The 25,386-nt window shown below is 62.0% G+C and carries 22 protein-coding genes; 11 read left to right on the top strand and 11 right to left on the bottom strand.

Annotated elements, in window-relative coordinates; all coding sequences use genetic code 11:
- Positions 1-131 precede the first annotated feature (131 nt).
- Entirely contained in the window at positions 132-1,319 is a 1,188-nt protein-coding gene (locus tag RRH01S_RS15930; protein WP_007698210.1) for an ABC transporter substrate-binding protein, read from the bottom strand.
- 254 nt (positions 1,320-1,573) lie between these two features.
- Here RRH01S_RS15930 and RRH01S_RS15935 point away from each other — a divergent pair, with 254 nt between their 5' ends.
- Positions 1,574-2,059: a MarR family winged helix-turn-helix transcriptional regulator gene (locus RRH01S_RS15935; protein WP_042472901.1), complete on the top strand. Its 486-nt coding sequence runs from the start codon at positions 1,574-1,576 to the stop codon at positions 2,057-2,059.
- Positions 2,060-2,108: 49 nt separating this feature from the next.
- Here the strand turns inward: RRH01S_RS15935 and RRH01S_RS15940 are convergent, their stop codons facing one another.
- The 7 genes from RRH01S_RS15940 to RRH01S_RS15970 are packed head-to-tail and all read right to left on the bottom strand — an operon-like array spanning position 2,109 to position 10,842.
- The gene (locus RRH01S_RS15940; RefSeq protein ID WP_042472907.1) at positions 2,109-3,290 is read right to left on the bottom strand and encodes an acyl-CoA dehydrogenase; all 1,182 of its coding nucleotides are present in this window, start codon (positions 3,288-3,290) and stop codon (positions 2,109-2,111) included.
- A 43-nt stretch (positions 3,291-3,333) separates the two neighbouring features.
- Positions 3,334-5,079 carry a hydantoinase B/oxoprolinase family protein gene (locus RRH01S_RS15945; protein ID WP_042472911.1) on the bottom strand — a complete coding sequence of 582 codons (1,746 nt, stop codon included), beginning with the start codon at positions 5,077-5,079 and terminating at the stop codon, positions 3,334-3,336.
- Positions 5,076-7,175 (bottom strand): hydantoinase/oxoprolinase family protein, encoded by a 2,100-nt coding sequence (locus RRH01S_RS15950; protein WP_080705439.1) that lies wholly within the window; start codon positions 7,173-7,175, stop codon positions 5,076-5,078. Before RRH01S_RS15950 ends, RRH01S_RS15945 begins: the two co-directional genes overlap by 4 nt.
- 51 nt (positions 7,176-7,226) lie before the next feature.
- Positions 7,227-7,811, bottom strand: coding sequence for an amino acid synthesis family protein (locus RRH01S_RS15955; RefSeq protein ID WP_042472919.1), 585 nt, complete (start codon positions 7,809-7,811; stop codon positions 7,227-7,229).
- On the bottom strand, positions 7,808-8,392 hold the full coding sequence (locus tag RRH01S_RS15960; RefSeq protein WP_042472924.1) for an amino acid synthesis family protein: 585 nt from the start codon (positions 8,390-8,392) through the stop codon (positions 7,808-7,810). The genes RRH01S_RS15955 and RRH01S_RS15960 overlap by 4 nt, the downstream gene beginning before the upstream one ends.
- Positions 8,385-9,329 (bottom strand): UPF0280 family protein, encoded by a 945-nt coding sequence (locus RRH01S_RS15965; protein WP_042472928.1) that lies wholly within the window; start codon positions 9,327-9,329, stop codon positions 8,385-8,387. The genes RRH01S_RS15960 and RRH01S_RS15965 overlap by 8 nt, the downstream gene beginning before the upstream one ends.
- Before the next feature lie 19 nt (positions 9,330-9,348).
- Positions 9,349-10,842 carry a 6-hydroxynicotinate reductase gene (locus RRH01S_RS15970; RefSeq protein ID WP_042472931.1) on the bottom strand — a complete coding sequence of 498 codons (1,494 nt, stop codon included), beginning with the start codon at positions 10,840-10,842 and terminating at the stop codon, positions 9,349-9,351.
- Positions 10,843-11,205: 363 nt separating this feature from the next.
- Between RRH01S_RS15970 and RRH01S_RS15975 the strand changes: the two genes are divergently transcribed.
- Both RRH01S_RS15975 and RRH01S_RS15980 read left to right on the top strand, forming a co-directional pair.
- Positions 11,206-11,652 carry a MarR family winged helix-turn-helix transcriptional regulator gene (locus RRH01S_RS15975; protein WP_007698241.1) on the top strand — a complete coding sequence of 149 codons (447 nt, stop codon included), beginning with the start codon at positions 11,206-11,208 and terminating at the stop codon, positions 11,650-11,652.
- 142 nt (positions 11,653-11,794) lie between these two features.
- Positions 11,795-12,637 carry a ferredoxin--NADP reductase gene (locus RRH01S_RS15980; RefSeq protein ID WP_110924629.1) on the top strand — a complete coding sequence of 281 codons (843 nt, stop codon included), beginning with the start codon at positions 11,795-11,797 and terminating at the stop codon, positions 12,635-12,637.
- A 4-nt stretch (positions 12,638-12,641) separates the two neighbouring features.
- On the opposite strand, the gene RRH01S_RS15985 is transcribed toward RRH01S_RS15980, so the two are convergent.
- The 3 genes from RRH01S_RS15985 to RRH01S_RS15995 form a co-directional block, all read right to left on the bottom strand.
- Entirely contained in the window at positions 12,642-16,199 is a 3,558-nt protein-coding gene (locus tag RRH01S_RS15985) for a molybdopterin cofactor-binding domain-containing protein (RefSeq protein ID WP_042472935.1), read from the bottom strand.
- On the bottom strand, positions 16,196-16,705 hold the full coding sequence (locus tag RRH01S_RS15990; RefSeq protein WP_039974517.1) for a (2Fe-2S)-binding protein: 510 nt from the start codon (positions 16,703-16,705) through the stop codon (positions 16,196-16,198). Before RRH01S_RS15990 ends, RRH01S_RS15985 begins: the two co-directional genes overlap by 4 nt.
- 303 nt (positions 16,706-17,008) lie before the next feature.
- On the bottom strand, positions 17,009-17,419 hold the full coding sequence (locus tag RRH01S_RS15995) for a MarR family winged helix-turn-helix transcriptional regulator (RefSeq protein WP_007698250.1): 411 nt from the start codon (positions 17,417-17,419) through the stop codon (positions 17,009-17,011).
- Positions 17,420-17,708: 289 nt separating this feature from the next.
- On the opposite strand from RRH01S_RS15995, the gene RRH01S_RS16000 reads away from it, so the two are divergent.
- The 8 genes from RRH01S_RS16000 (at position 17,709) to RRH01S_RS16035 (ending at position 25,367) form a co-directional block, all read left to right on the top strand.
- A complete protein-coding gene (locus tag RRH01S_RS16000; RefSeq protein ID WP_034515310.1) occupies positions 17,709-18,758 on the top strand; it encodes a substrate-binding domain-containing protein in 1,050 nt (349 codons plus the stop codon).
- A gap of 68 nt (positions 18,759-18,826) precedes the next feature.
- Entirely contained in the window at positions 18,827-20,065 is a 1,239-nt protein-coding gene (locus RRH01S_RS16005) for an urea ABC transporter substrate-binding protein (protein ID WP_042472941.1), read from the top strand.
- Between the two features lie 67 nt (positions 20,066-20,132).
- Complete coding sequence (locus RRH01S_RS16010) at positions 20,133-20,999, top strand: branched-chain amino acid ABC transporter permease (RefSeq protein WP_041723400.1); 867 nt, start codon at positions 20,133-20,135, stop codon at positions 20,997-20,999.
- Positions 20,999-22,048 carry an ABC transporter permease subunit gene (locus RRH01S_RS16015; protein ID WP_042472945.1) on the top strand — a complete coding sequence of 350 codons (1,050 nt, stop codon included), beginning with the start codon at positions 20,999-21,001 and terminating at the stop codon, positions 22,046-22,048. The genes RRH01S_RS16010 and RRH01S_RS16015 overlap by 1 nt, the downstream gene beginning before the upstream one ends.
- 1 nt (position 22,049) lies before the next feature.
- A complete protein-coding gene (locus RRH01S_RS16020; RefSeq protein ID WP_007698266.1) occupies positions 22,050-22,778 on the top strand; it encodes an ATP-binding cassette domain-containing protein in 729 nt (242 codons plus the stop codon).
- Positions 22,775-23,476: an ABC transporter ATP-binding protein gene (locus RRH01S_RS16025; protein ID WP_007698268.1), complete on the top strand. Its 702-nt coding sequence runs from the start codon at positions 22,775-22,777 to the stop codon at positions 23,474-23,476. The genes RRH01S_RS16020 and RRH01S_RS16025 overlap by 4 nt, the downstream gene beginning before the upstream one ends.
- Positions 23,477-23,553: 77 nt before the next feature.
- Positions 23,554-25,068, top strand: a complete 1,515-nt coding sequence (locus tag RRH01S_RS16030) for an amidase (protein ID WP_007698271.1) — start codon at positions 23,554-23,556, stop codon at positions 25,066-25,068.
- A complete protein-coding gene (locus RRH01S_RS16035; RefSeq protein WP_007698274.1) occupies positions 25,068-25,367 on the top strand; it encodes a putative quinol monooxygenase in 300 nt (99 codons plus the stop codon). Before RRH01S_RS16030 ends, RRH01S_RS16035 begins: the two co-directional genes overlap by 1 nt.
- Positions 25,368-25,386: the final 19 nt, after the last annotated feature.

Consider the following 25,386-nt stretch of genomic DNA (forward strand, 5'->3'; position numbering starts at 1 on the left):
CCCTGCCCATTTAACAAGGTTGGCATTCGATCCACGGAGCGAATGCCGGCGCAATGTGTTCTGACGGAATGCGTGTCCATCTTGCCGGCGGAAGGGCATGAAGCCGCGACCGCCGGCCTTTGACGGTTGCGCTAGGGGCGGAGCTTGGCGGCGTCGGCCTCGTCCGGCAGGAAGTCGTTGCCGCTATGGTACTGGAAATCGACCATCACGCCTTTTCCATCCTTGAGGGCGGTCTTGCCGATGAAGGCGCCGAGTGTCGATTGATGGTCCGCGGCACGATAGGTGATCGGGCCGAAGGGAGTGTCGACCGAAATGCCCTTGGCGGCGGCAATCAGCGCGTCCGTATCCGTCGACTTGGCCTTGGTCAGAATAGCGGCCATCGATTTGACCAACGCATAGCCGACCACCGAGCCGAGGCGGGGATAGTCGTTGTAGCGCTTCTGGTAAGCGTCGAGAAATGCCTTATGCGCGGGTGTGTCGACGGAATACCAGGGATAGCCGGTGACGATCCATCCTTCCGGCGTATCGGTCTTCAGCGGATCGAGATATTCCGGCTCGCCGGTCAGGAAGGAAACCACCGAGCGGCCCTTGAAGAGATCGCGGGTCGTGCCTTCGCGCACTAGCTTCACCAGATCAGCACCGAATTCGACATTGAGGATCGCATCCGGCTTGGCGGCCTCGATGGCCTGCGCCACGGAGCCGGCATCGATCTTGCCCTGCGGTGGCCATTGCTCGCCGACGAACTCCACATCGGGCCGGGCCTTCTGGAGCAGTTCCTTGAACACCGCCACGGCGCTTTGTCCGTATTCGTAGTTCGGCGCGATGGTTGCCCAGCGTTTTGCCGGCAGCTTGGCGGCTTCTTGCGCCAGCATGGCGGCCTGCACGTAGTTCGGCGGACGCAGGCGGAAGGTGTAGTCGTTCCCCTTCGACCAGATCATTGCGTCGGTCAGCGGCTCTCCGGCCAAGTAAAAGACCTTCTTCTGCTTAGCGAAATCGGCAACCGCCATGCCGACATTCGAGAAGAAGGAGCCGGAGATCATCACCACCCCTTCCTTTGCAACCAGCTCGTTGGCGGCCGTCAGCGCGTCGCCGGGCTTGCCGCCGTCGTCCTTGGAAATGATCACCAGCTTATCGCCGTTGATGCCGCCGGCCGCATTGATCTCGTCAAGTGCCAGTTGCCAGCCCTTCTTGTAGGGATCGGTGAAGGCGGGTAGCGCCGAATAGCTGTTGATCTCGCCGACCTTGATCTCGCCGGCCATTGCTTGTGTCCCGGCCGCCAGACAAAGGGCCGTACCCATAATCGCAAAAAGTCCTCTCATTTCCGTCCTCTCTGGATTGATCTGTTTTGATTCTTGTTATTACGGCACGTCATCGGCGGCATCGGATTTCGAGCGCGTGCAATCGCGATCCATAGCGTGTCGCCCGGGGGTTATGATCTGGTGTGTTCACTATAAATGCAAGGTCTTTCTCTGTGTATTTTTTAGGCAAAATTGCGCGAAAATCCCGCATTTCCGGCTTGCCAATCGTTCGGAGAACGTGGAAGTTCGCGTGTACACACTAATCTTGGCAATGGATGGCTGATGTGAAGCACGATAGGCCGGATACCGACGACTATGATGTCACGCAGCAAGTGGGCCATCTGCTGCGCAGGGTGTATCAACGGCATCTTTCGATCTTCCAGGACAACGCCTCCGATCCCAATCTGACCTCGGTTCAGTTCGTTACCCTCTGCGCGCTGCGCGACCACGGGCCGAGTTCGCAGACCGAACTCGTCAAGGCCACGGCCGTCGATCAGGGCACGATCCGGGGCATCATCGAACGGCTGTCCGCACGGGGGCTGATTACCACCTCCGGGGACGAGCAGGACGGACGCAAGATCATCATGTCCTTGACGCTGGCGGCGGAGCACCTGCTGGACGAGATGATACCTGCGGCTCGTGTCATCAGCGAGCTGACGATGGCCGACCTCAATCCCGCCGAACGAGTGGCCCTGCTTTATCTGCTCCGCCGCATCCTGAACTACCATGATGACAGATCATCGGGTGCGCCGGAGAAATAAACCGGCGAGAGATGCTGCCGTTCGACAGCATCTCTTTGGCTATTCGACCTCAGTTCGAAAAGGCGGCGATGCCGGTGATGGCGCGGCCGAGGATGAGGGCGTGGATGTCGTGGGTGCCCTCATAGGTGTTGACCACTTCGAGGTTGACGAGATGACGGGCAATGCCGAACTCGTCGGAGATACCGTTGCCGCCAAGCATGTCGCGGGCGGCGCGGGCGATATCGAGCGCCTTGCCGCAGCTGTTGCGCTTCAAGATTGAGGTCAGCTCGACTGGCGGATGGCCATCTTCCTTCATCCGGCCGAGACGCAGGCAGCCTTGCAGCCCGAGCGTGATCTCGGTCACCATGTCGGCGAGCTTCTTCTGGATCAACTGATTGGCGGCAAGCGGCCGGCCGAACTGCTGGCGGTCGAGCACATATTGTCGGGCCTTGGCATAGCAATCCTCGGCAGCACCGAGCGCACCCCAGGCAATGCCGAAGCGGGCGGAGTTGAGGCAGGTAAACGGACCCTTGAGGCCGGAAACGTTGGGCAGCAGGTTTTCTTCCGGCACGAAGACATTCTCCATGACGACTTCGCCGGTGATTGAGGCACGCAGGCCGACCTTGCCATGAATGGCGGGCGCGGACAGGCCCTTCCAGCCCTTCTCCAGAATGAAGCCACGGATGACGCCATCCTCGGTCTTGCCCCAGACGACGAAGACATCGGCGATCGGCGCATTGGAGATCCAGGTCTTGGCGCCGGTGAGGCTATAGCCGCCGTCGACCTTCTTCGCCCGCGTCGCCATAGAGCCGGGGTCGGAGCCATGGTTCGGTTCGGTGAGGCCGAAGCAGCCGATCCATTCGCCGGTCGCAAGTTTTGGCAGGTATTTCTGCTTCTGCGTTTCCGACCCGAAGGCATCGATCGGCACCATGACGAGGGAAGACTGCACGCTCATCATCGAACGATAGCCGCTATCCACACGCTCCACTTCGCGGGCGATCAGGCCGTAGGCGACATAGCCGAGGCCGGCGCCGCCATATTCGGGCGCAATCGTCGGCCCGAGCAGGCCGAGTTCGCCCATCTCGCGGAAGATCGAGGGGTCGGTCTTCTCATGGCGGAAAGCGTCGAGCACGCGGGGCGCCAGCTTCTCCTGCGCATAGGCATGGGCTGTGTCCAGCACCATGCGTTCGTCATCGTTCAGCTGCTCCACCAGCCGGAACGGATCGGCCCAGTCGAATATCTCGCGGCTCATGCTCTCGTCTCCCAATTCTCTCTTTTCTCAATCACAGCTTAGTCTATGCCTTGCGGCTGGCGCGGGCTCGCTCGGTGGCGGTCGCATCCGAATGGCAATCCGCTGTTACGACAACGCCAAACAGATCGAGCGCTTCGGTCGATGTATAACGACCGAGCCGCACATCTTCTACAACGGCTAGCGGGTCGCGTGTCAACGGGTTGCCATAGCCGCCGCCGCCCGGCGTGCCGACGCGGACGCGGTCGCCGGGTTTCAGCGCGATGTCCTGCGCTTTCGACAAATGCTCCGGCGTCATCGCTTCGCCGCCGCGCCAGACCGTGACGCTGTTCGTCCGGCCGTCGCTGCCGCCAAGTGCGCCCTGCGGCCCGAAACGACCGTGATCCATAACGAAGCTCGCGGTCGCGGCACCGCGCCTAAGTTCGATCTCGTAGTCGAGGCCGAAGCCGCCGCGATGCCTGCCGGCACCGCCTGATCCCTCGCGAAGGGCATAGCGATGATAGAGGACCGGGAACTGCTGCTCCATGATCTCGACCGGCGGCGCCTTGGAAATGCCGATGGTCGAGCAACCGTTGGCAAGCCCGTCGTGATCGCTGTTGCCGCCATAGCCGCCGCCGGAAATCTGGTACATGACATAGCCGCGACCGCGTTCCGGATCGTGGCCGCCCAGCGCAAAATTGCCGGAGCTTCCGGCGGGCGACGCCGTCACCCGGTCGGGCAGCGCCTCTACCAGGGCTGCAAATACCGCCTCTGCGATACGCTGGCTGACTTCCGCAGCACAACCCGAAACCGGGCGCGGATAATGAGCGTCGAGGAAGGTTCCCTCAGGCGTCTTCACCTTCAACGGCTCGAAGGCGCCGGCGCTGATCGGGACGTCCGGGAAGATATGGCGCATGGCGAGATAGACGGAGGATAGCGTCGTCGCCAATACCGAATTCATCGGCCCGGCGCAGGGCTTCGACGATCCCTCGAAATCGAAAGAGAGTTCGTCGCCCGTCGCGGTGATCGTCAGGCGGATTTCGAGGGGTTCGTTGACCACGCCGTCGCTGTCGATATAGGCGACGGAACGATAGGTTCCCTCGGGGATCAGCCGGATATTGGCGCGCATCTGCTCGGCCGCTCGACGGCGCAGCTCACCGATCGCTTGGGCGACCGTATCGTCGCCGTATCGTTCGAGAATACGCACCAGCCGTTCCTGGCCGACCAGAAGGGCGGCGGCTTGAGCCTTCACATCGCCGATGCGTTGTTCGGAGACGCGGATGTTGGAGCAGATGATCGCGTAGATCTCGGTGTCGAGCTTGCCTTCCTTGAACAGCCGCACCGGCGGCAGGCGCAGGCCTTCCTGTTCGACGGAGGTGGCCGAGGCCGAAAAACCGCCGGGGACGGCACCGCCCGTATCCGGCCAATGGCCGGTGTTCGACAGCCAGCAAAAGATCTCGCCGTTGCGATAGACCGGCATGGCAAAGCGTACATCCATCAGATGCGTGCCGCCAAGATAGGGGTCGTTGACGATATAAATATCGCCCGGCTTCGGCGCGGCGGCCTTGCCGGAGGCGATCATCTCGATCAGCGTGCGCGTCGAATATTGCATGGTGCCGACGAAGACCGGCAGGCCGCCGGCACCCTGGGCGATCAGCGAGCCGTCTTCGGCCGAATAAATGCCGTCCGAACGGTCATTGGCCTCGGCGATGACGGGCGAGAAGGCGGCGCGGGAAAAGGTCAGGTCCATTTCATCGCAGACCTGCTGCAGGCCGGACTGGATGACGCTCAGCGTGATGGGGTCGATGCTCATTGGCCGGCTCCGATCGAGATAATGATATTGCCGTCGTCGTCCTGGTTGGCGACGTCGCCTGGCTCGAGAATGATGGTCGTGTCCATCTGCTCGATGATCGCCGGCCCCGATATCGTTGCCTTGATCGGCAGGTGATCGCGCCAATAGATCGGCGTCTCCCGCCAGCCGTCGAACCAGACCGAACGCGTGCCAGTCTGCGCCTCGGCAAGTGTCGACTTGCGTCCGGCCGCATCGATCAGCATCGACAGATCGATCTCGGTGCGCCGGCCGATGACCGAGGTGTTGACGTTGACGAGGCTGGCGCGGATTTCCGGGAGCTCGACATGGAAGCGGTTGAAATAGGCCTCCTCGAACCGTGCCTGCAATTCAGCCCTGGTCGGCATGGCGCTTGGCAGCGGCACGCGCAAGAGATGCGTCTGGCCGATGAACTGCATATCGACGGAATAGATCTCACGGATCTCGCGAATGGCGACCGCTTCCTTGCCGATCAGGCGGCGTCCGTCCGCCGATTGCTTTTCGAAGAGTGCGTGCACGACATCCATATCGGCGACATCGAGCGGACGATTGACCGTATTGACGAAATCGTGCCGGAGATCGGCGACAACACAGCCGAGCGCATTGGTGATCCCAGGACGAGACGGCGTCAGTACCCTTGGAATGCCGAGTTCCCGCGCGATTGCGGTCGCGTGCAGCGGGCCGGCGCCGCCGAAGGAAAACAGCGCGAAATCGCGCGGATCCTCACCGAGGCTGACCGAAACCATCCGTACGGCGTCGGCCATGCGGGCATTGGCGATGCGGATGACGGCGGCGGCCGCTGCCGTGGCGTCGAGCCCGAGCGGCCGGCCGAGCTTTTCCTCGAACAGCTCGCGGATGCCGTCGATGGAAATGCCGCCGGGAACCGAGTTGAGCTTGGAGGGATTGAGACGGCCGAGCAGCAGGTTGGCGTCGGATATGGTCGGCGTCGTGCCGCCGCGGCCATAGCAGATCGGCCCCGGCATGGCGCCGGCGCTTTCCGGGCCGACCTGGAGGAGGCCTGCGGCGGTGACCTTGGCGATCGAGCCACCGCCGGCGCCGACGGTACGAACATCGACCATCGGCACATGGATCGGCATGGCATATTCGATCTCGATCTCGTTGGAGACCGCCGGTTCGGCGTTGCGGATGAGGGCAACGTCGGTGGACGTACCGCCCATGTCATAGGTGATGAGGTTGGGGATGCCGGCGCGGCGGCCGGTATAGGCGGCAGCCATGACGCCGGACGCGGGGCCGGACATCACGGTCTTTGCCGCTTCCTTGGCGACGTGGCGTGCGGACACCATGCCGCCATTGCCGTTCATGACGAGAACGTCGTGCCTGTAGCCCTTGGCAGCGAGCTGGTCGGCAAGGCGCTCGATATAGCGCGCCAGGAGCGGCTGCACCGACGCATTGACGGCCGCCGTCACGCCGCGCTCGAACTCGCGGCTTTCGGACAGAAGCGCATGGCCGAGCGTGATGTTGTCGTTTGGCCAGATCTCTGCGGCGATCTCGCCGGCGCGCAATTCATGCGCCGGATTGGCGTAAGCATGCAGGAAGTGGATGACCAGCGACTCGCAATCCGTATCGACCAAAGCTTTCAAGGCGATGCGAAGCGCCTCTTCGTCGAGCGGGATCAGCACGTTACCGGCGGCATCCATGCGCTCGGGAACTTCGAGCCTGAGATCGCGCGGGATGATCGGACGAAACTCGCCCTTCATGCCATAGGGGTTCGGGCGCGTGCGCCGGCCTAGTTCCAGCACGTCGCGAAAGCCGCGGGTAGTGATGAGACCCGTTCGGCAAAGATTGCGCTCGAGGACGGCATTCGTGGTGGTCGTGGTGCCGTGCACGATCAGGTCGAGCGCTGCGACATCCGCTTCCGCCGCATCCAGCGCGTTAAGCACACCGAAAGCTTGATTGTCGAGCGTGGTCGGCGTCTTGGCGAGACGGACCTTGCCGGAGACCGTGTCGAAGAGCACGAGATCGGTAAATGTGCCGCCGACATCGATACCCGCGACCTGCGATTGTTCAGGTGTCGGGCCCGATGGTTCATTCGAATTATGCTGAGTCACGACTGTTCCCATTATTGTTTGTATGCAAATGAATCCACGACGCCACGATCTTGGAGCGTGCCCCTAGCGCAGGCCATCCTTGCCTTCGATTTCGGAGGCTTTCAGTCCACCGACGCGAGCAAGCGGCCGGCCGCTATCTGTGACAGCTACGGCCACCATGATTTCCGCCGGACGCGGTGCGTCGGCGAGGCTCACCTCCATCCCGTCGAAATGCGACCGCACATAGGCGGCATCCTTGTGCCCGAGCGGAATATCGAGGGGTCGGCCGGGGCCGCCGCGCTTCTTTGAGGAGGGCACGAGTGCGGCGCCTTTTTCCACGGCCTCACGCAGCGGCTTTCCAAGTGAGGGATGCAGCAAGGCGGCTGCATGTTCCAGCTCGCCATCCTCGCCGACCAGCGCCGCCTTGCCATAGCTTTCGGCCTGCGCTGGGGAAATCCCGAGCGCTTCGACGCATTTGCGGCCAAGCAGGCCGCCAAGTTCCGCACCGATGTCAATCAGCGGCGTCAGATCCTCGACATAGTGGCTGGCGAAAGGATTGGCGATGACGGCCACGGCCGCCGCCTTGCGCGTCGGCGGCGAGATGGTTTGACCCATCTCGCTCAGTGTCTCCTCGATAAAGACGGTGATCTTGCGGATCTCGGTGGTCAACGCAGGCCGTCCTCGCCCTTGATGTCCTCGACCTTGAGGCCGCCGCTGCGCGCATGGACGCGCGGACCGGTGGTCATCACCAGCACGACCGCCATCTCGTTGGCCCGAGGACCGTCCGGCACGCCGACTTCGATCGAGTCGAAATGGCTGCGCACATAGGAGGCGTTGATATGGGTGACCGGGACGTCCAGCCGCGTGCCGGGGCCGCCGACCTTCTTCGAGGAGGGGACAATCGCCTTGGCGCCGCCCAGCACCTCGCGCATGGCGTAGCCGCCCGGCGCATGCCAGAGCGCGCCATGTTCCAGTTCACCGGCCTGACCGACGATGATGCCCTTGCCGTAACCTTCGACAACGGTGGGATCGCCGCCAAGTGCCGCGACCAGCCGGTTTGCCATATCGAGGCCGAGTGGTTCCAGATCCTTCATGAAACCGGTGATTTCCTCATGATAACTACCCGCGAAGGGGTTCTCGATGACGGCGACGATCGCGCCCCGCTTCAGCGGTTTTGCGACGGGCTTGCCGCCTTCGTGATAAATTTCCTCGATGACGGTGAGGAACTTGCGGATCTTGACGTCAGGCATTGGAAAACCGCTCCATGGATTGATCGATTGAAAGTGGTGTGGCTGTAAGTGGCTTAGCTGCGGGCGGCATGGCGAGCAGACCTTGGTTCGCGAGAAAGAGACCGGCGCGATCGATGAGGCCAAGCGCGATGAAGCGCTCTGCTTTGGCAAGGCCACGGGAAAGCGCCATGTCGGTTTCCGCATCGGTCAGGGGACCGCAGCCGGTGACAACAAGGCGCTCGCCGAGGTCGCTATCATCGACGACGTCGACGGCGCGCGCCCGGCTGATCGCGGTATGGCCCGGAAGATCGACGGCATTGGCAACAAGCGTAACCGCCGCGTCGGCTGCCGCCGCATTCGTCGCCAATACGGTCACGGAGTCGGCAATCCCCATCGAAAGGCTGCGCCCGCCGCGTCCGCTGGTGGCGATCCCGCGCGTGGGGCTGGAAGCATGCAGCGCGAAATCGCCGAGCGAAGTGCCGTCTTCGCGGGCCATACGGACACGATACTCAGCATCGTCTTCAAGATGGACGGCGATGTCGCCGCCATTGTTGACATAGGCACGGAGAGGGCGGTCGTCCTTGTCGAATGCCGCCAGCATCGCCGCCAGGATTTCGTCGCCGACGGCACCGGCAACAGCCGCCATCGGCGTGATGAAATGGTCGGCGACAAACGGTCGGACCGCGGCGACCATGCGCCGGGCGACCGAGCCCGTGGGCATCGCGCTGCCAATTTCGGCGGGAGCGCGCAGCTGAGGCAGCTCGCTCACAAGCTCGTCAAGGACAGTCTGGAAACGGGCAATGGCAGCGGCGAAGGCATGGGCGCGCCGTTCGGCCTCGCCTATGCGGGCCGCGCCGCCGTCATCGACGCCGATGACGAGATCGATCGGCCCGTGCTGCAGATGCAGCCGGCCGTTCGGATCGCCACCATCGAGATATCGGGCAACAGGCCGCGACATGCTACCGCTCCCTTTGCTGTCAGGCGCCCCACCGGAAGTTTCGGCTTTCCGTCGGCCACGGGCCACGGCCGATCGGCGTGACCTTGCGTTCGGCCATTTCCAGCGCCTGCTCGATCGGCATGACGGCTTCCATATGGCCGCCGAGCGCGCGGTAGTCGTCGAGCCGCATGGTGAATTCGATCGGTGCGACGAGCGCGGGTGTCGGCACATAGCCGAAGGCATTGCTCGGCATTTGCGTCACATCGGCCATGACGGTGATACCGCCGCCCGGCCAGACATAGGCCGGGACGCCGCCGCAGGAAACATGGGTCAGTGCTTCCTTGACGGAACGCGTCAGGCGGACGGGGTTCGTGGTGACGCCGGCGCGCAGACTGCCGCCGGCGCCGCCGATGAACAGGACCGAGGTCAGTGCCGGCTCGCAGTTTTCGGCGATGATCTCGACCGATTCCTGCAAGGCTGCCGGAAGGATGGTCTGCAGCTCCGGCCGCAGATTGTCGTCGAGAATATAGTAGCCGTATTGCTCGCCGGTGGTCGATACCATCAGCAAGCGCATGCCCGGCCAGGCGGTCTTGGGGTCGAAATCGCCGAGGATCGTCAGGGGGTCGGAGATGTTGGTGCCACCCCAGCCAATGCCGGGCTCGGCGACCTGGAAATAGCGGCCGGGCGTCGAGCGCCGGCCCTTGATGCGAATGCCGGTGGCTGGCACGTCGAGCAGGCGTCCGGCCTGGTGTTCGGAGAGAACGCCGGTAATATGGTCGTCGACAACGACGACCTCATCGACATGGCCCATCCACTGCTTGGCGAACATGCCGATGGTGGCCGAGCCGCAGCCGACGCGCATGCGGCTTTCCTCGACGTCGTTGATCACTGGTGCAGCGCCTGCCTTGATGGTCAGGCTGACCCCGCCGTCGACCTGCATGTCGACGGCTTCGCCATTACAGAGTTTCAAGAGCGCGTCGCAGGTAACACGGCCCTCCTTCTTCGAACCGCCGGTCAAGTGGTGGACGCCGCCGAGCGACAGCATCTGCGAGCCGTATTCGCCTGTTGTGACATGGCCGATGGCTTCGCCGTCGACCAGCACGGTTGCGGTTTCCGGGCCGAGAAAGCGGTCGGTGTCGATCTTCACCTTGGCGCCGCAATAGCTGAAGATGCCTTCGGTGACGACGGTCACCATGTCGACGCCGTTTTCCTTCTGCGAGACGATGAAGGGAGCAGGCTTATAATCGGGATAGGTCGTTCCGGCACCAACGGCCGTGACGAAGCGTCTGGTGGCGTGAACGATGTCGCCATCCCATTCGCTCTCGCCCGGCTGGGCGAGGAACGGCACGACATTGCCGCCTTCGGAAATGGTGTTCTCGATGATCGTCAGCGGATCGACGCGGATCAACTCGCCGCCGATATTGGCATAGCGATCGCAGGCGCCGGAGCGGCCGTCGGAGATGTAGCACATGACGGGACAGGCATCGCAGCGTATCTTGCCGTTCGCGACGCTTTCCACGCGTTGCTTGACCATGCCACTCTCCATTTTAACGCGGCCGCTCGTCCTATGGTGCTGCCATCAGCCCATGGACAGATATTTGACCGTCATTGTTCCCAATTTTTCATTTGTATGCGAATGAGTATCAGCCCGTCTGCCGGTCCTGTCAAGCGAGGGAGGGGAGCTCTGATGAAAATGCTGTCGCCGGAACAAATGCATGTCGTCGCTGCCTCCGATTGGTCCGGTTCTCGAAGGGCTGTGGCGTTGACAAATATCGTCTTCAAAGTAGAGGCTTGCGGCCTCGAGCGTTTACATCAACACACAATGACGCTCTAATCTCTTGAATCCAGAACAGCTTATTGATGTCGCAACCATATGCGCAGATCCGGGGCGGGACAAATGCAGAAATCGCGTGAAGACAAACAATCCGCCGCGCCGGAATACCATGTCGATCGGCAGGTCGGGTTCTTTCTCCGGCAGGCCAACCAGCGGCATGTCGCGATCTTCGCCAATGTCATCGGCGACAAGCTGACGACGACCCAATGGTCGGCACTTTCGAAGCTCAAGGAAATCCAGCCCTGCTCGCAAAACCAGCTCGGGCGCGAGACGGCGATGGACGTCGCGACCATCAAGGGGGTCGTGGATCGCCTGGTGAAACGCGGCTTTGTCGCAACCGCGCCGGACCAGAATGACGGCCGCCGGGTCGTCCTGTCGTTGACCGAAGACGGCCTCGCCGTCATCGCCGCGAATGTCGGTGCTGCGCTTGTCGCGACTGAAGGCACGTTGGCGCCGCTCACCTCAGGCGAGCGGATGATGTTCCTCGAACTGCTGCAGAAAATCTGCTGAGCTGCTACTCTAAAGCCCTCGATCCCCATCCTTCTGCCTTTGGCGCTGGCGTAACATCGTCTTGTCCGCGCAAGGAATGGATTGCACAGTAAAATTCATTCGTGTACAAATGAATATTGGTGACCAAAGCGAGGGAAGACGGATGAGCTTGTCAACGGAAGAAGCAGTCATCATTGACGGTCAGCAGGCGGGTTCCGCACCGGCCTTTCCGATCCCTGCCAATGTCTTTGTCCAGACGGTGACCGAGGTGCGGCATTTCACCGACCGACTGTTCAAGTTCCGCATCACGCGGCCGGCGGAATTCCGCTTCCGGTCCGGCGAGTTCATCATGATCGGCCTGCCGAATGCCGAAAAGCCGGTCTTCCGCGCCTACTCGATTGCCAGCCCCTTCTGGGACGAAGAGATCGAATTCTATTCCATCAAGGTTCCAGGTGGCCCGCTGACGGAGCATCTGCAGAAAATCGTATCCGGCGACACCGTGTTGATGCGCAAGAAGCCGACCGGTACGCTGGTGCTCGACGCGCTGATCCCGGGCAAGCGGCTCTATCTCCTGTCGACCGGCACCGGCGTTGCGCCTTTCGCAAGCCTGATCCGCGATCCGGAGACCTACGAGAAATTCGAGGAAATCGTCCTCATCCAGACCTGCCGCGACGTGGATGAACTCACCTACATCACGGAAATGGTCGAGACGCTGAAGGACGATCCGTTGATCGGCGAGCTCGTCGGCGAGCGGCTGCGTCTGCATACGACGACGACGCGCGAACCCTTTGCGCGCATGGGCCGGATCACCGACCTTTTGACCAGTGGTAAGTTCTTCGAAGAGACCGGCCTGCCGCGCATCAACCCGGATGAGGATCGCGGCATGATCTGCGGCTCGGCGGCGATGTTGAAGGATACCAAGGCTGTTCTGGAATCTTTCGGCCTCATCGAAGGCGCCAATAATGCCCCGGCCACCTTCGTCATCGAGCGCGCCTTCGTCGGCTAAGCCCTCAATCCATCGGCTGGGCGGCGCGAGCGCGTTCGATCGCCGCGCCAAGTTCCTGCCATGCAGGCTTGTCGGGGGCGAAGCGTACGCGCAGATAGGCGGCGAGGTCGGTGAGCTGGCGATCGCTTAAGGCTTCGCCATAGGCTGGCATGGACATGATCTCGGCGGCATCTGCGCCCGCCTTCTGGGCAAACAGCGCCGGAGCCTGCGCCCCGTGCATCATCGTCAGCAGCACATTATCGGGACGCTCGGCGTGCAGATTGCTGTTGAAGGCGAGCGATCCGAGCGGCGAAGCTTCGGTGTGACAGGCTGAGCAGGCACCTCCAAAGAGGCGTGCGCCCACCGGCGCGAGCCGTGCTGCCGTGGCCTCAGCCGCTTTCGCGTTGGCGAGTGTGGCCCTTTGTTGCGCGGCAGCGTCGTCTTCGGTCTGCCCGGAGAAGCTTGCCAGATACGTCGCCATGGCCTGGATATCGCTGTCCGGAAGCGGAGCGAGCGCCTTGACGACCGCGCCCATCGGGCCGCCGGCGCTGCCGTGGCCTTTGGCGGTGCCGGTGCGCAGATAGTCGTAAAGAGCGGTTTGGCTCCAGCCGACAGGGGCGAAACCGGCGCCGTTCAGCGCCGGTGCATCCCAGCCGTCCGCAAGGCCACCTGTGAGATGGAAGTCACCCTTCTTTTCCGCACCGAGCGCATTGCGCGGCGTGTGGCAGGCGCCGCAATGGCCGAGCGTTTCGACGAGATAAGCGCCGCGGTTCCAGGCTTCACCCTTCGTTGCATCTGTCGGCACCGTCCGACTGCCCGCAAAAAGCATGTTCCAGCCGGCCAGCAATGGCCGGATGTTGAAGGGAAAGCGCAAGGCATTGTCAGCGGTCTTTGTGGCGGAAGGTGTCTGCGTCATCAGGAAGGCATAGAGCGCCTGAAGATCGGCATCGGTGGCGCTGGCGAAAGACGGATAAGGGTGGACCGGGTAGAGATGTTTTCCATCACGCCGCACGCCCTGCCGCATCGCCCGTTCGAAGGCCGGATAGGACCAGGCGCCGATGCCGTTTTCGGCGTCGGGCGTGATATTCGTGGCATGAACCACGCCGAAGGGCGTGTCGAAGGCGCGGCCGCCGGCAAAGGGCGTTCCGTCTGGTCCGGTATGACAGACATTGCAGGCGCCAATCGCGGCCGCCAGGCGTCCACGCTCGATCGTGGCGGCGCTGTAGGTGTCGGGGTCCGGTCGCGTGATTTCCGGATAAGCGCCACGCCAGGGCGAGGCGGCGAGAATGCCGCCCGCCAATACGCCCGCGACGATACCGCCCGCTCCTGCGAACATCGACCCTCGCCACCACCATGGTTTCTTGGCTGGAGCCGGCAGAGCGAGTGCCGGCAGCGTTCCACCAAGGGCGGCGAGCACGCGCTCCGGTGTCAGCGGCAACTCGCGGAACCGGATGCCGGTCGCGTCGAAGACGGCATTGACGATGGCAGCAGCTGACGGCACGGAAGCGGATTCACCGGCGCCGCGTGGTTCTTCGTCCTGCCGCAACAGCATCAGCACGTCGATCTCAGGCACCTCCGGGAAGGTGATGATCGGGTAGCCGCCCCATTCGGCGCTCTCGACCGCAGTGCTGGAGAAATCCACTTTTTCCTTCAGCACGCGGCTGGTGGACTGGATGACATTGCCGTGGATCTGGTGGCGCACGCCATCCGGATTGATCATCATGCCGGAATCCTGGCCGACGGTCACGCGCGTGACGGCGATCTCGCCGGTCTTGCGGTTGACGGCGACATCGGCGACCCAGGCCGACCAGGCGGCCGGCGTTCCCGGGAACTTGCCGTGGACATAGAGCGCATAGGCAAAGCCCCGGCCATAAAGCAGGTCGCCCTCGCCGCCCATCGTTCCCGGTTCCGAGCGCGGCGTCCAGCCGGCGCGTTCGGTCACGGCATGGACCAGATCGACTGCTCTTGGATCCTTCAGGTAGCGCAGCCGGTATTCGACCGGATCGACCTTGGCCGCGAAAGCGAGTTCGTCGATATAGCTTTCATGCGCAAAACTGTTCGGCATGGCCGAAACGCCGCGAAACCACGAGGCCCGCGCGATCGGCGGCATGTCCTGCACGGCGATACGCATATTGCTGAAAGCATAGGGCGGGATCGCCGTCCGATCGCCCATGTCCGACGTTGCCGTGATGTTCGAGGCTTTGCCGGTCAGGATCAGGGCAAGCGTCGGCGACAGGTTCGACGGATAGCGTGTCTCGAAATCGTAAGCCGCCGGGCCGCCTTCGAGATCGAGCCCGCCGCGCACGTCGATCACCTGCGCGGCCCCCTTCGGTTCCCAGCCATGCTCCTGTTCGCGGGTGAGCTGCACGCGCACCGGCCGCCCGACCGCACGCGACAAAAGGGCGGCGTCGGCGGTCACGTCGTCGGCGCAATTGCGCCCATAGCAGCCGGCAGCCTCCAGCCGCTCGACGAGGACTGCCTCTTCCGGCATGTCGAGAAGAAGCGCCAGATCGCGGCGCATCGGATAGGGGTTCTGCGTTCCCGACCAGACGATCAGTTGCTCCGGGTGCCAATCGGCGACGGCGCAGGATGGGCCGATGGAGCCATGCATCTGATAGGGCCAGACGTAGCTGCGGTCAAAACGCGGCGACGCGCCCTCGAGCGCGCGCTCGACATCGCCCTGATCGGCAAGAATGCGCTTCGTGGCCGGATTATCGCGCAGCGCCTGTTCCGGATTGTTGAGGTCGGGCAGGAGCGGCGGATCGCGCCATATGACTTCGAGCCGGCGTGCAGCCTCCGCCGCGTTTTCCTCGCGCGTGGCGACGACGCCGACGAAATCGCCGATCGCTACCACCCCGACCAGGCCGGGAATATCGGCGATCGAGGCTTCGTCGACGGAGATCAGGCTGTGGCCGACATGCGGGCCATGGTCGAAGCCGACATAGGGTGGGCGGACGACGCGGCCATGCAGCATGTCCGGCACGCGGACATCGTGGACATAGGTCCATTGCCCCGTCGCCTTGGCGGCGATGTCGTTGCGCGGCTGCGGCTTGCCGACGATCCTGTAGTTCTCGACCGATTTGATCGGCGCGGTGACGTCGATGACGATCCGCTCATGGCGCCCGGCGATCAGTTCGCCGAACGTGACCGACCAGTTTGCCGATGCATCCGGGTGAATAATGCCTTCTTCGATTGAGAGCGTCTGTGGCGTGACGCCATGGCGAAGAGCCGCCTGCTGAAGAAGCCAGCGTCGCGCCGTTGCCGCAGCCTGGCGCAGCGGTATCGCCGTCACCTGAATGGTTTCGCTGGCGATCGTCGCACCCTGATCGGGTGCCGCCGTCGTGCTGCCGAGCACCATCCGGACCCGGTCGAAAGGCAGGTCGAGCTCTTCGGCGACGATCTGTGCCAGGGCCGTCCGGATGCCGGTGCCGAGATCGACATGGCCGTTGAAGGCGCTGGCGGTTCCATCGGGATGAAGGGCAAGGAAGATGTCGGGATGGAGTGCATCTCCCGGCTTGACCACCAGCAGGATTTCATCCGCTTCGAGATAGCGGGCGCGAGGCGTCTCCTGCAGCGCGGTCATGGCGCATCCTCCGCAATGGCTGAGGAGGGAAGGGCGGCCATCAGTTCGCTGGCGCGGCGGGCGGCAGCAAGGATCTCGATATGCGTGCCGCAGCGACAGAGATGGCGCTTAAGAGCCGCGCGAATGGCGGTCTCGTCCGGCTGCGCATCACGAAGAAGCAGGGCAGTGGTTGCGATGATCATACCGTTCAGGCAATAGCCGCATTGCGCGGCTTGCTTTTCGATGAAGGCCTGCTGTACCGGATGCAACTTGTCCTTTGTGCCGAGACCCTCGAGGGTGACGATAGCGCGTCCTTCGGCAGCTGCCGCCGATATCGTGCAGGCACGCACGGCGCGCTTGCCGATCAGCACCGCGCAGGCGCCGCATTCGCCGAGACCGCATCCGAATTTCGGCCCGTTGAGACCGAGATCGTTGCGCAGGATATAGAGGAGTGGCGTTTCGGGGGACAGGTCGAGCGTGTGGCGGCGCCCATTGACATCAAGGGCGATCGGACGAGTCTTCACCACATCTCCCTTCCTGTCACGAGCAAGATGGAATGGATCGTCATCTCCCGAGATGGCGGGAAGCCATGCGAAACCGAGCAGTCGCTGCCGCGCTTTGTCAAGATAATCATCGCTCTGTTCCCAAGGGTCTTAATCGCCCTTCGTTTGTATACGAATGATTGCCGCGGAGCGGCTATCTGTCAATGGGCAGAGCTTGAAAACTATTTATGGTGATGTCGCGTTATCTTCGGTGCGGGACGCCATCCGGAAAACTCCAATTCCGAGCGCCCGATATCTTGGGGTTCTTTAGAGCAAGTAATCCATTGCTTACTGATCCAGTTTCTGAAAAACCTCGGAAAGCAGATTGGAAAGATCGGCCGCTTCCTTGTGGCCCAATATGTTCATCACATCCTGCTGCGCCTTCGTGCTGAGACCCTGTAATGTCAGGAAGATTTCCTTGCCCTTGTTCGAGCGGAAGATAAGAACCTTGCGCCGGTCCTTGGCGTCGGGAGCGCGATAGACGTCGGAGGATGCGACCATCTTGTCGATGATCTTGGTTAGGGTCGGCGAATCGACGAAAACCCTGGCTGCCAGCTCTCCCATCGACATGCCGTCATGTTCGTCGAGCGCTTCCAGGATCCTGTATTGTTCTATGGATAGGCCAACCGGTCTCAGGTGTGCCTCCATGGCCTGCTCGAGCTTGCGGTTGACGCCGCAGATGAGGCGCGTCAGTTGCACTTGGTTGATCCTCGCGTGCATATATTCATTTTCAATATTTTCCTTTCCATATAAATTTTCAAACGCAAATGATCAAGCCGGCGATTGGGCTAATATGCTTAACAACTGAGCATCTGGCCCTGTCGTTTTTTGTGCACAATCGCCGTCGGCGCCTCTCGAGGACCTGAATCTGATGGCTTGCGGCGGTCTATGGCCGTCCGACGGGTGCAAACAGACGGCCAAGAAGGGTTGGCACATTTCCTGCTTTCATAAATCTCTGGCGAAGCGACGAAGATGAAAGGCAACGGTCTTGTTCACGATTCGGCTTGGTCTGCTCACTGCACAAAGTGGTTCGGCGGGATTATGGGCGCCGTCTGCCGAGGCTTGCGGCCGTCTGGCGGTTGACGAGATCAACCGTGCAAGCGGGATCTTGCGCCGGCCTGTCGAGCTTTCTGTTATCGATGCCGGGTCGACGAGCGAAACCGCCGGCCGCGCGGCGGCGCACGCGATCCGCTTCGATGGTGTTCATGGTATCATCGGCATGGTGCCGAGCTACGCGCGCGAAGCTGTTGCCGCCGCGACCAATGACACGGTGCCGTTCGTCTATACCCCGCAATTCGAAGGCTTTGCGCCGGAGCGTCAGGTGATGACCACCGGAGAGACGGCCGACGAACTCCTGGCGCCGGCGATCAATTGGCTTTCAGAAAATAGCGGTGCGCGCCGCTATTTTCTCTGCGGCAACGATTATGTCTGGCCGCGCTCAAGCCTCTCCATCGCGCGGAAACTTATCCAGCGTGCCGGCGGCATCGTCACGGGAGAGAGCTTCGTTCCCGTCGGCGTGCTCGACTACGATGAAATCCTAGATCGCATCAAGACGACGCGCGCGGATGTGGTTCTGCCCTATTTTCTCGGCTCCGACGCCATTGAATTCAACCGGGCCTTTTGCGCGGCGGGCCTGAGCTCGAGTGTCTTGCGCTTCACCTCGGCGATCGACGAGACCATCGTCTATGGCCTTGCGCCGCACGAGACGGAAAATCTCTATGTCAGCTCGGCCTATTTCTCATCGATCCGGTCTCGCAACAACGGCGCCTTCCTGGAGCGCTATCACATGGCCTATGGCGAAAATCCGCCGCCGGCCAATGCCTTCGGGCAATCCTGCTATGAGGGCGTCTACTCCCTGGCTGCCCTTGTCGAAGAGGCCGGCGGCTTCGATACCAAACAGCTCGGGCGCCTCTATGGCCGCATCCTGCAGCAACGCACCGCTCGTGGCAGCGAGCCCAAGGCGGTGGTTGGTGGGCGCCATCCCGTGCATGTCGCGCGTCTGGACGGCTATGATTTTAAGATTCTCGCCAGCGCATAAAATAACTTGATTTTTCAAATATTGCGGATTTAAGTATCCCCGCCATAAGCAACAAGGGGAACTCTTCAATGCACCTGTCTCGCCGCCGCTTCCTGCATCGCTCCGCGCTCGCCTCCGCCACGCTCCTCACCGCCCCCATGATCCTCCGTCATTCGGCCCTTGGCGCGGATAACCCCATCCTGATCGGCAGCCTGCACGACCAGTCCGGCCCGATCGCGGCATCCGGCGTACCGATGGTGCATGCGCTTCAGCTGGCGGTCGACGAGATCAATGCGGCAGGCGGCCTGATTGGCCGGCCGCTAAAGATCGTGCATTACGACACGCAATCGAACATCCAGATGTATTCGCAATATGCCCAGCAACTGGCCCTGAAGGACAAGGTCGCGGTTGTTCACGGTGGCATCACCTCGGCCTCGCGCGAGGCCGTCCGCCCGACCTTCGACCGCTTCAAGGTGCTCTATTTCTACAACGTGCTTTATGAGGGTGGCGTCTGCGACCGCAATACGTTCTGCACGGGTACGACGCCGGCGCAGACCGTCGAGAAGCTGGTGCCCGCGGCCATGAAGAAGGCCGGCAAGAAGGCCTACATCATCGCCGCCGACTATAATTACGGTCAGATCACCGCGAAGTGGATGACCAAATATGTCAAGGACAATGGCGGCGAGGTCGCTTCGATCGACTTCTTCCCGCTCGACGTCACCAATTTCGGCCCGACCATTTCCAAGATCCAGGCGGCCAAGCCCGATCTCATCCTGTCGGCTCTCGTGGGCGGCAACCACACCGCCTTTTATCGGCAGTGGACTTCTGCCGGAATGAAGGGCCAGATCCCGATCGCCTCCACCACCTTCGGCCTCGTCAACGAGCCGACGACGCTGGATGCGGCGGAAAGCGAGAATATCCTGGGCGCCTACGGCTATTTCGAGGAACTCGATACGCCCGCGAGCAAAAGCTTCGTCGAGAAGATCAAGAAGGCCCATCCGGATACGCCTTATATCAGCGAGCTTGCCGCAGCCACCTATGAAGGCGCGCAGCTCTGGGCCGAAGGCGTGCGCAAGGCTGGCAGCATCGACCGCGCCAAGGTTGTCGACGCGCTGGAATCGGGCCTCTCCTTTGCCGGACCGACCGGCACAGCCACTCTCGACCACGCGACCCATCACACTACGCGCAATGCCTTCCTCGCCGAGGTCAAGGATCGCAAGTGGAGCGTTCTCGAGAGCTTTCCCGACGTCAAGCCACTCGACACCGCCAGCGTCTGCGATCTGGTGAAGAATCCGGCCGACAACAAGCAATACGTCATCAGCTTCTAGAGCCCGCCGGCGGATTGCGCGGCAAAGCCTGCGCAATCCGCAGTCTTCGCGAGAAAGGAGCTCGATTTTGGATATCTACATCATAGTGGCGCTCGACGTCATCAACGGCACGGCCTCTTTGTTCCTCCTATGCCTGGGATTGGCGATCATCTTCGGGATGATGAAGATCATCAATCTGGCGCATGGCGAGTTCATTATGCTCGGAGCCTATGCCACGGTTATCTCCGCCAATGCGGGCGTCAACATCTGGATCGCGATGCTGGTCGTCGCGCCGCTTTTCGTCGGGCTGGTCGGGCTTCTCGTCGAGCGCTGCCTGATCCGTTTCCTCTACGGGCGGCTGGTCGATTCCATGCTGGCGACCTGGGGATTGAGCCTGCTGATCATCGGTATCGTCACCACGATCTTCGGCAATACCATTCAGGGCGTGCCGACCCCGCTCGGCGGCTTCTCCATCGGCGCCTACCGGTCGAGCTACTACACGCTGTTCCTGCTGGCGATGGCGATCATCATGATGGCGCTGGTCTATGCCGTCATGCGCTACACCAGGTTCGGCCTGATCGCGCGCGCCACCATGCAGAACCCGGCCATGGCCAATACGCTCGGCGTCAATCCGGCGCGTGTCTACATGACGACCTTTGCGGCCGGGGCAGCCATTACCGGCCTTGCCGGCGGCCTGCTGGCACCGGTATCGGGCGTCACGCCGGTCATGGGCGGCGCCTATGTCGCCAAGGCCTTCATCACGGTTGTCGGCGGCGGCGCGGCTATTCTGTCCGGGACGCTTTCGGCGGCGACCTTGTTCGGCAGCATCAACCAGATCGGTGCCTATCTCACCACCCCCGTCTATGGCGAGGTCATCGTCTTCACCGCCGCCATCGTCCTGATCCGGCTATTGCCCCAGGGCATTTCCGGGCGCTTTTTCAAGGGGAATCTGTGATGACGCCACGTCTTCGCCTGTTTGCCCAGAGCCTGGCCGTTCTCGTAGCCATCATTGCCGTCGCCATTGCACCCGGCCAGCTCGAACTCTTTACATTGATGCAGTTCACGCTGTTTGCCGCCATGGCGGTGCTGTCGCTCAGCCTTGCCTTCATCTGGGGTTTCGGCGGCATTCTGTCCTTTGGGCAGACAGCCTTCTTCGGCCTCGGCGGTTATGTCTATGCAATCTCCGCCATCAACTTCCAGGATTCCACGCAAGGCATCATGCTGGCGCTGTTCATCCCGGCCGTGTTTTCGGCGTTGCTTGGCTACTTCGTCTTCTACGGGCGGATCTCCGATGTCTATCTCGGGGTCATCACCCTGACGGTGACCCTGATCCTGTTCAATGTCATTAACTCGACGTCGGGGGACGAGTATCATATCGGCACGGCGATGCTGGGCGGCTTCAACGGCATCCCGGCGGTGCCGACATTCAACATGCCCTTTGATCCTTCGACCCCACTGTCGCCGGAGCAATCATGGTGGGTGACGGGCGGTGCGCTCATTGCCGTCTACCTCCTGCTGCGCCTCATTCTGGCGAGCCCTTTCGGCCGTGTCGTGGTCGCCGTCCGGGAAAACGAGGTTCGTGCTTCCCTGCTGGGATATGATCCGCGCCTGATCAAGCTGGTGACCTTCGTGATCGGTGGCGCGATCGCCGGATTGGCTGGCGCCCTTTATGTCAATTGGGGCGCCTTCGTCGGGCCGACGATCTTCAGCCTGTCGCTGTCGGCCGAGATCATCATCTGGATCACCATCGGCGGTCTTGGCACACTGCTCGGCCCGATCATCGGCTGCATATTGATCGAATATGCCGTCGCCGCCATCGGCTCGCAGCAGACCCTGAATTCGAACCTCGTCCTGGGCGCGGTTCTCATTTTCTTCGTCCTGCTGCTGCCCAAGGGATTGGTGCCAACCGTCCGCGACCTTCTGCTGCGTCTCGTTCCCAAGATCGAGCCGAGATCGGCCAATCCAGCTCCAGAACCCTCCGTCCAGCCTGTGGGAGCCAAGTGACATGCCCGAGCCCACTTTGCTTCTCAAGACAGAACATCTGACCATGCGCTTCGGCGGCGTCGTCGCCAATGACGACATCAACTTCACGCTGGAGGAGATGGAGCTACGCTGCCTGATCGGCCCGAACGGAGCCGGCAAGAGCACCTTCTTCAAGTCACTCACCGGCCAGCAGACGCCGACATCGGGGACGATCGCGTTCCGGGGGCAGCCGATCGCGGGAAAGCTCCCGCATGAGATCGCCCGCATGGGCATCGGCATCAAGACGCAGGTTCCGAGCGTCTTCAACGGCTTGAGTGTCCGCGAAAATATCTGGATGGCGGCCCGCCGCAAGGCGACCCCGAGGGGGCTCGCGCCCATGGTGGAAAGCGTGCTTTCCCTGATCCGGTTGAGCGACTTCGCCGACAGGGTCGTCGCGACGCTGTCGCACGGCCAGCGCCAATGGGTCGAGATCGGCATGGTGCTTGCCGCCGAGCCGGACCTCATCCTGCTCGACGAGCCCGCCGCCGGCATGACGGACGAAGAGACGCTTAGAACCGCGGAGATCATCCGCGACATCAACCAGTCGCGCGCCATTATCGTCGTCGAGCACGACATGGCCTTCATCAAGCTGATCGCCAAGAAGGTCACGGTCTTTCACCAGGGCAAGGTGCTGGTGGAGGACACGATCGACCGCGTGCTCGCCGATCAGAGGGTTCGAGACATCTACCTCGGAAAGAAGGTGGTTGCATGACACAGCTTCTGAGCGTGAAGGACTTGCGATCCGGCTACGGGCGGATTCCGATCCTCGCAGGCGTGGATATGGCGATGGAAGAGGGCGAGTATCTCGGCATCCTCGGCCATAACGGCATGGGCAAGACGACGCTCATGCGTACTCTCATGGGGCATCTGCCGGCAACAGCCGGCTCGGTGGAATTCTCCGGCCGCAACGTGACGGGGATGAAACCTTTCGAGCGGTCGAGGCTCGGCATGGGGCTGGTGCCGCAGGGGCGCGAGATCTTTCCGGAGCTTTCGGTCTATGAAAACCTGCGGATGGGGCTGGTGGCGGCCCGAAAGGAGGACCGATCGATTATCGATACCGTTCTTCAGGATTTTCCACGTCTCGTTCGCCTGCTCGACCGTCGCGGCGGGGCGCTTTCCGGCGGCGAACAGCAGCTTCTGGCGCTTGCCCGCTGCCTGTGCACCAAGCCGAGGCTCATTCTGCTTGATGAGCCGACGGAGGGCATTCAGCCGTCGATCATCGAGGAGATTATCGAGACGCTGATTGCGCTGAAGAGCCGCTGGAAACTGTCGCTGATCGTCGTCGAACAGAACCTCGAATTCATCACCTCGCTGTCCGACCGGATCCTGCATATCCAGAAGGGACGCATCACCGGAGAAATCGATCGGGATGCCATCCTGTCCGGGGAGGTAGGCATGGCCCCCGTTTAGTTCACCGGGGCCGTCCCGGCTCCGTTCCAACCGAAATCCGATCTCAAAACGCTTGTCTTCACAAGAAAGGATGACTCATGTCCATTACCCGTCCAACCGTTGCCGATGTCGTCGAGCTGGCCTCCAGCCTGCACATGAACATGTCTGCCGAAGAGGCCGCCAGTTATCAGTCTCTGATGGGCGGCATGTTCGATGCCTATGATGTGGTCGACTCGCTGCCCAATCCGTTGCCACCGGCCAAATATCCGCGCACTCCCGGCTACAAGCCGGGCCTTGAGGAAAATAAATACGGGGCCTGGGCCTACAAGAGCGAGGTGAAGGGCGCGTCCGAGGGCAAGCTCAAGGGACGAACAGTCGCTCTCAAGGACAATGTCGCGCTCGCCGGCGTTCCGATGATGAACGGGTCAACGACGCTTGAAGGCTTCGTGCCGGCCGCCGACGCGACCATCGTCACCCGCATGCTCGATGCAGGTGCTACCATCGTCGGCAAGGCGGTCTGCGAGCATTTTTGCCTCTCCGGTGGTAGCCACACCTCCGATCCCGGCCCGGTGCATAACCCGCACCGCATGGGCTATTCGGCGGGTGGATCGTCTTCCGGCAGCGCCGCACTGGTGGCGGCCGGCGAAGTGGACATGGCGATCGGCGGCGATCAGGGCGGCTCGATCCGAATTCCGGCCTCCTATTGCGGCATTTACGGGATGAAGGCCACGCATGGTCTCGTGCCCTATACCGGCGTCATGCCGATCGAATCGACCATCGACCATACCGGGCCGATGACCGCGACGGTGGCCGACAATGCTCTGCTGCTGGAAGTGCTTGCCGGTGCCGACGGCTTCGATCCGCGCCAGTATGCGCCGAAGGTTTCGTCCTATACCGAGGCCCTGGGCAAAAGCGTCAGGGGTTTGAAGATCGGCCTGCTGAAGGAAGGCTTTGCCGTGTCGAACATGCAGGAGGCGGTTGCCGACAAGGTGCGGGCGGGTGCGGAGCGTCTGGCCGGCCTCGGTGCCGAGATCTCCGAGGTCTCCATTCCGGATCATCTCAATGCGCTTGCGGCCTGGAATCCGATCACGCTGGAAGGCTTCATGGTGCAGATGATGCATGGCAATGGCATGGGGTTCAACTGGAAGGGGCTCTATGATGTCGGTCTCTTGGACGCGCATTCGTCCTGGCGGAACCGGGCCGACGATCTGTCGAAGACACTCAAGCTGTGCATGCTGGTTGGTCAGTGGGGGCTTACTCATTATCGCGGGCGCTACTATGCCAAGTCCCGCAATATCGCTATCGCGGCAAAGGCTGCCTATGACGCGGTCTTCGGTGAATATGATCTGCTCTTGATGCCGACCCTGCCTTGCGTGGCAACGAAATTGCCCGAGAAGGATGCGCCGCTCTCCGAGATCATTGAGCGCGCCTTCGAGATGACCGCGTCCACCAGCCCCTTCGACGTCACCGGCCATCCGGCCATGTCCTTGCCCTGCGGCCTCGTGGACGGACTGCCCGTTGGCTTGATGCTGATCGCCAAGGATTACGACGAGAGCACGATTTATCGTGCGGCCAGTGCATTTGAGGCCGACGGCGACTGGAGGTCGTTCTGATGCACACCATCAGCGCGATCATCCGGGTTAAGGCCGGGCAGGAGGCGACCATGCGCGACGCCCTGATGGCGGTCGCCTCGCATGTGGCCATGAATGAGCCGGAAACTCTCGGCTTCTTCATTTCCCAGAGTGAGGACGATCCGTGCCTGTTCACCACCTATGAACGCTTCGCGGATCGCGCCGCCATGGACCGCCACAATGGTTCGGATGCGGTGGCTGTGTTTTTTGCCATCGCAAGCCCCATCCTGGATGGGCCTGTGACACTGGTGACGGCGCTCGAGGCATCGGCGAAAGCCTGATTTTGACAGTCCCGAAGTG

Origin of the sequence: Rhizobium rhizogenes NBRC 13257 (genome assembly GCF_000696095.1) — a bacterium.
In the GTDB taxonomy this organism is placed as follows: domain Bacteria; phylum Pseudomonadota; class Alphaproteobacteria; order Rhizobiales; family Rhizobiaceae; genus Rhizobium; species Rhizobium rhizogenes.

Excerpts from the sequence above, each read along its gene's own strand:
- RRH01S_RS15970 (WP_042472931.1), bottom strand. The coding sequence starts at position 10,842 with ATGGTCAAGCAACGCGTGGAAAGCGTCGCGAACGGCAAGATACGCTGC.
- RRH01S_RS16005 (WP_042472941.1), top strand. The coding sequence starts at position 18,827 with ATGCACCTGTCTCGCCGCCGCTTCCTGCATCGCTCCGCGCTCGCCTCC.
- RRH01S_RS15985 (WP_042472935.1), bottom strand. The coding sequence starts at position 16,199 with ATGACCGCGCTGCAGGAGACGCCTCGCGCCCGCTATCTCGAAGCGGAT.
- RRH01S_RS16035 (WP_007698274.1), top strand. The coding sequence starts at position 25,068 with ATGCACACCATCAGCGCGATCATCCGGGTTAAGGCCGGGCAGGAGGCG.
- RRH01S_RS15980 (WP_110924629.1), top strand. The coding sequence starts at position 11,795 with ATGAGCTTGTCAACGGAAGAAGCAGTCATCATTGACGGTCAGCAGGCG.
- RRH01S_RS16015 (WP_042472945.1), top strand. The coding sequence starts at position 20,999 with ATGACGCCACGTCTTCGCCTGTTTGCCCAGAGCCTGGCCGTTCTCGTA.
- RRH01S_RS15930 (WP_007698210.1), bottom strand. The coding sequence starts at position 1,319 with ATGAGAGGACTTTTTGCGATTATGGGTACGGCCCTTTGTCTGGCGGCC.
- RRH01S_RS15940 (WP_042472907.1), bottom strand. The coding sequence starts at position 3,290 with ATGAGCCGCGAGATATTCGACTGGGCCGATCCGTTCCGGCTGGTGGAG.
- RRH01S_RS16020 (WP_007698266.1), top strand. The coding sequence starts at position 22,050 with ATGCCCGAGCCCACTTTGCTTCTCAAGACAGAACATCTGACCATGCGC.
- RRH01S_RS15935 (WP_042472901.1), top strand. The coding sequence starts at position 1,574 with ATGGCTGATGTGAAGCACGATAGGCCGGATACCGACGACTATGATGTC.
- RRH01S_RS15975 (WP_007698241.1), top strand. The coding sequence starts at position 11,206 with ATGCAGAAATCGCGTGAAGACAAACAATCCGCCGCGCCGGAATACCAT.
- RRH01S_RS15950 (WP_080705439.1), bottom strand. The coding sequence starts at position 7,175 with ATGGGAACAGTCGTGACTCAGCATAATTCGAATGAACCATCGGGCCCG.
- RRH01S_RS15960 (WP_042472924.1), bottom strand. The coding sequence starts at position 8,392 with ATGCCTGACGTCAAGATCCGCAAGTTCCTCACCGTCATCGAGGAAATT.
- RRH01S_RS15945 (WP_042472911.1), bottom strand. The coding sequence starts at position 5,079 with ATGAGCATCGACCCCATCACGCTGAGCGTCATCCAGTCCGGCCTGCAG.
- RRH01S_RS16025 (WP_007698268.1), top strand. The coding sequence starts at position 22,775 with ATGACACAGCTTCTGAGCGTGAAGGACTTGCGATCCGGCTACGGGCGG.
- RRH01S_RS16030 (WP_007698271.1), top strand. The coding sequence starts at position 23,554 with ATGTCCATTACCCGTCCAACCGTTGCCGATGTCGTCGAGCTGGCCTCC.
- RRH01S_RS15965 (WP_042472928.1), bottom strand. The coding sequence starts at position 9,329 with ATGTCGCGGCCTGTTGCCCGATATCTCGATGGTGGCGATCCGAACGGC.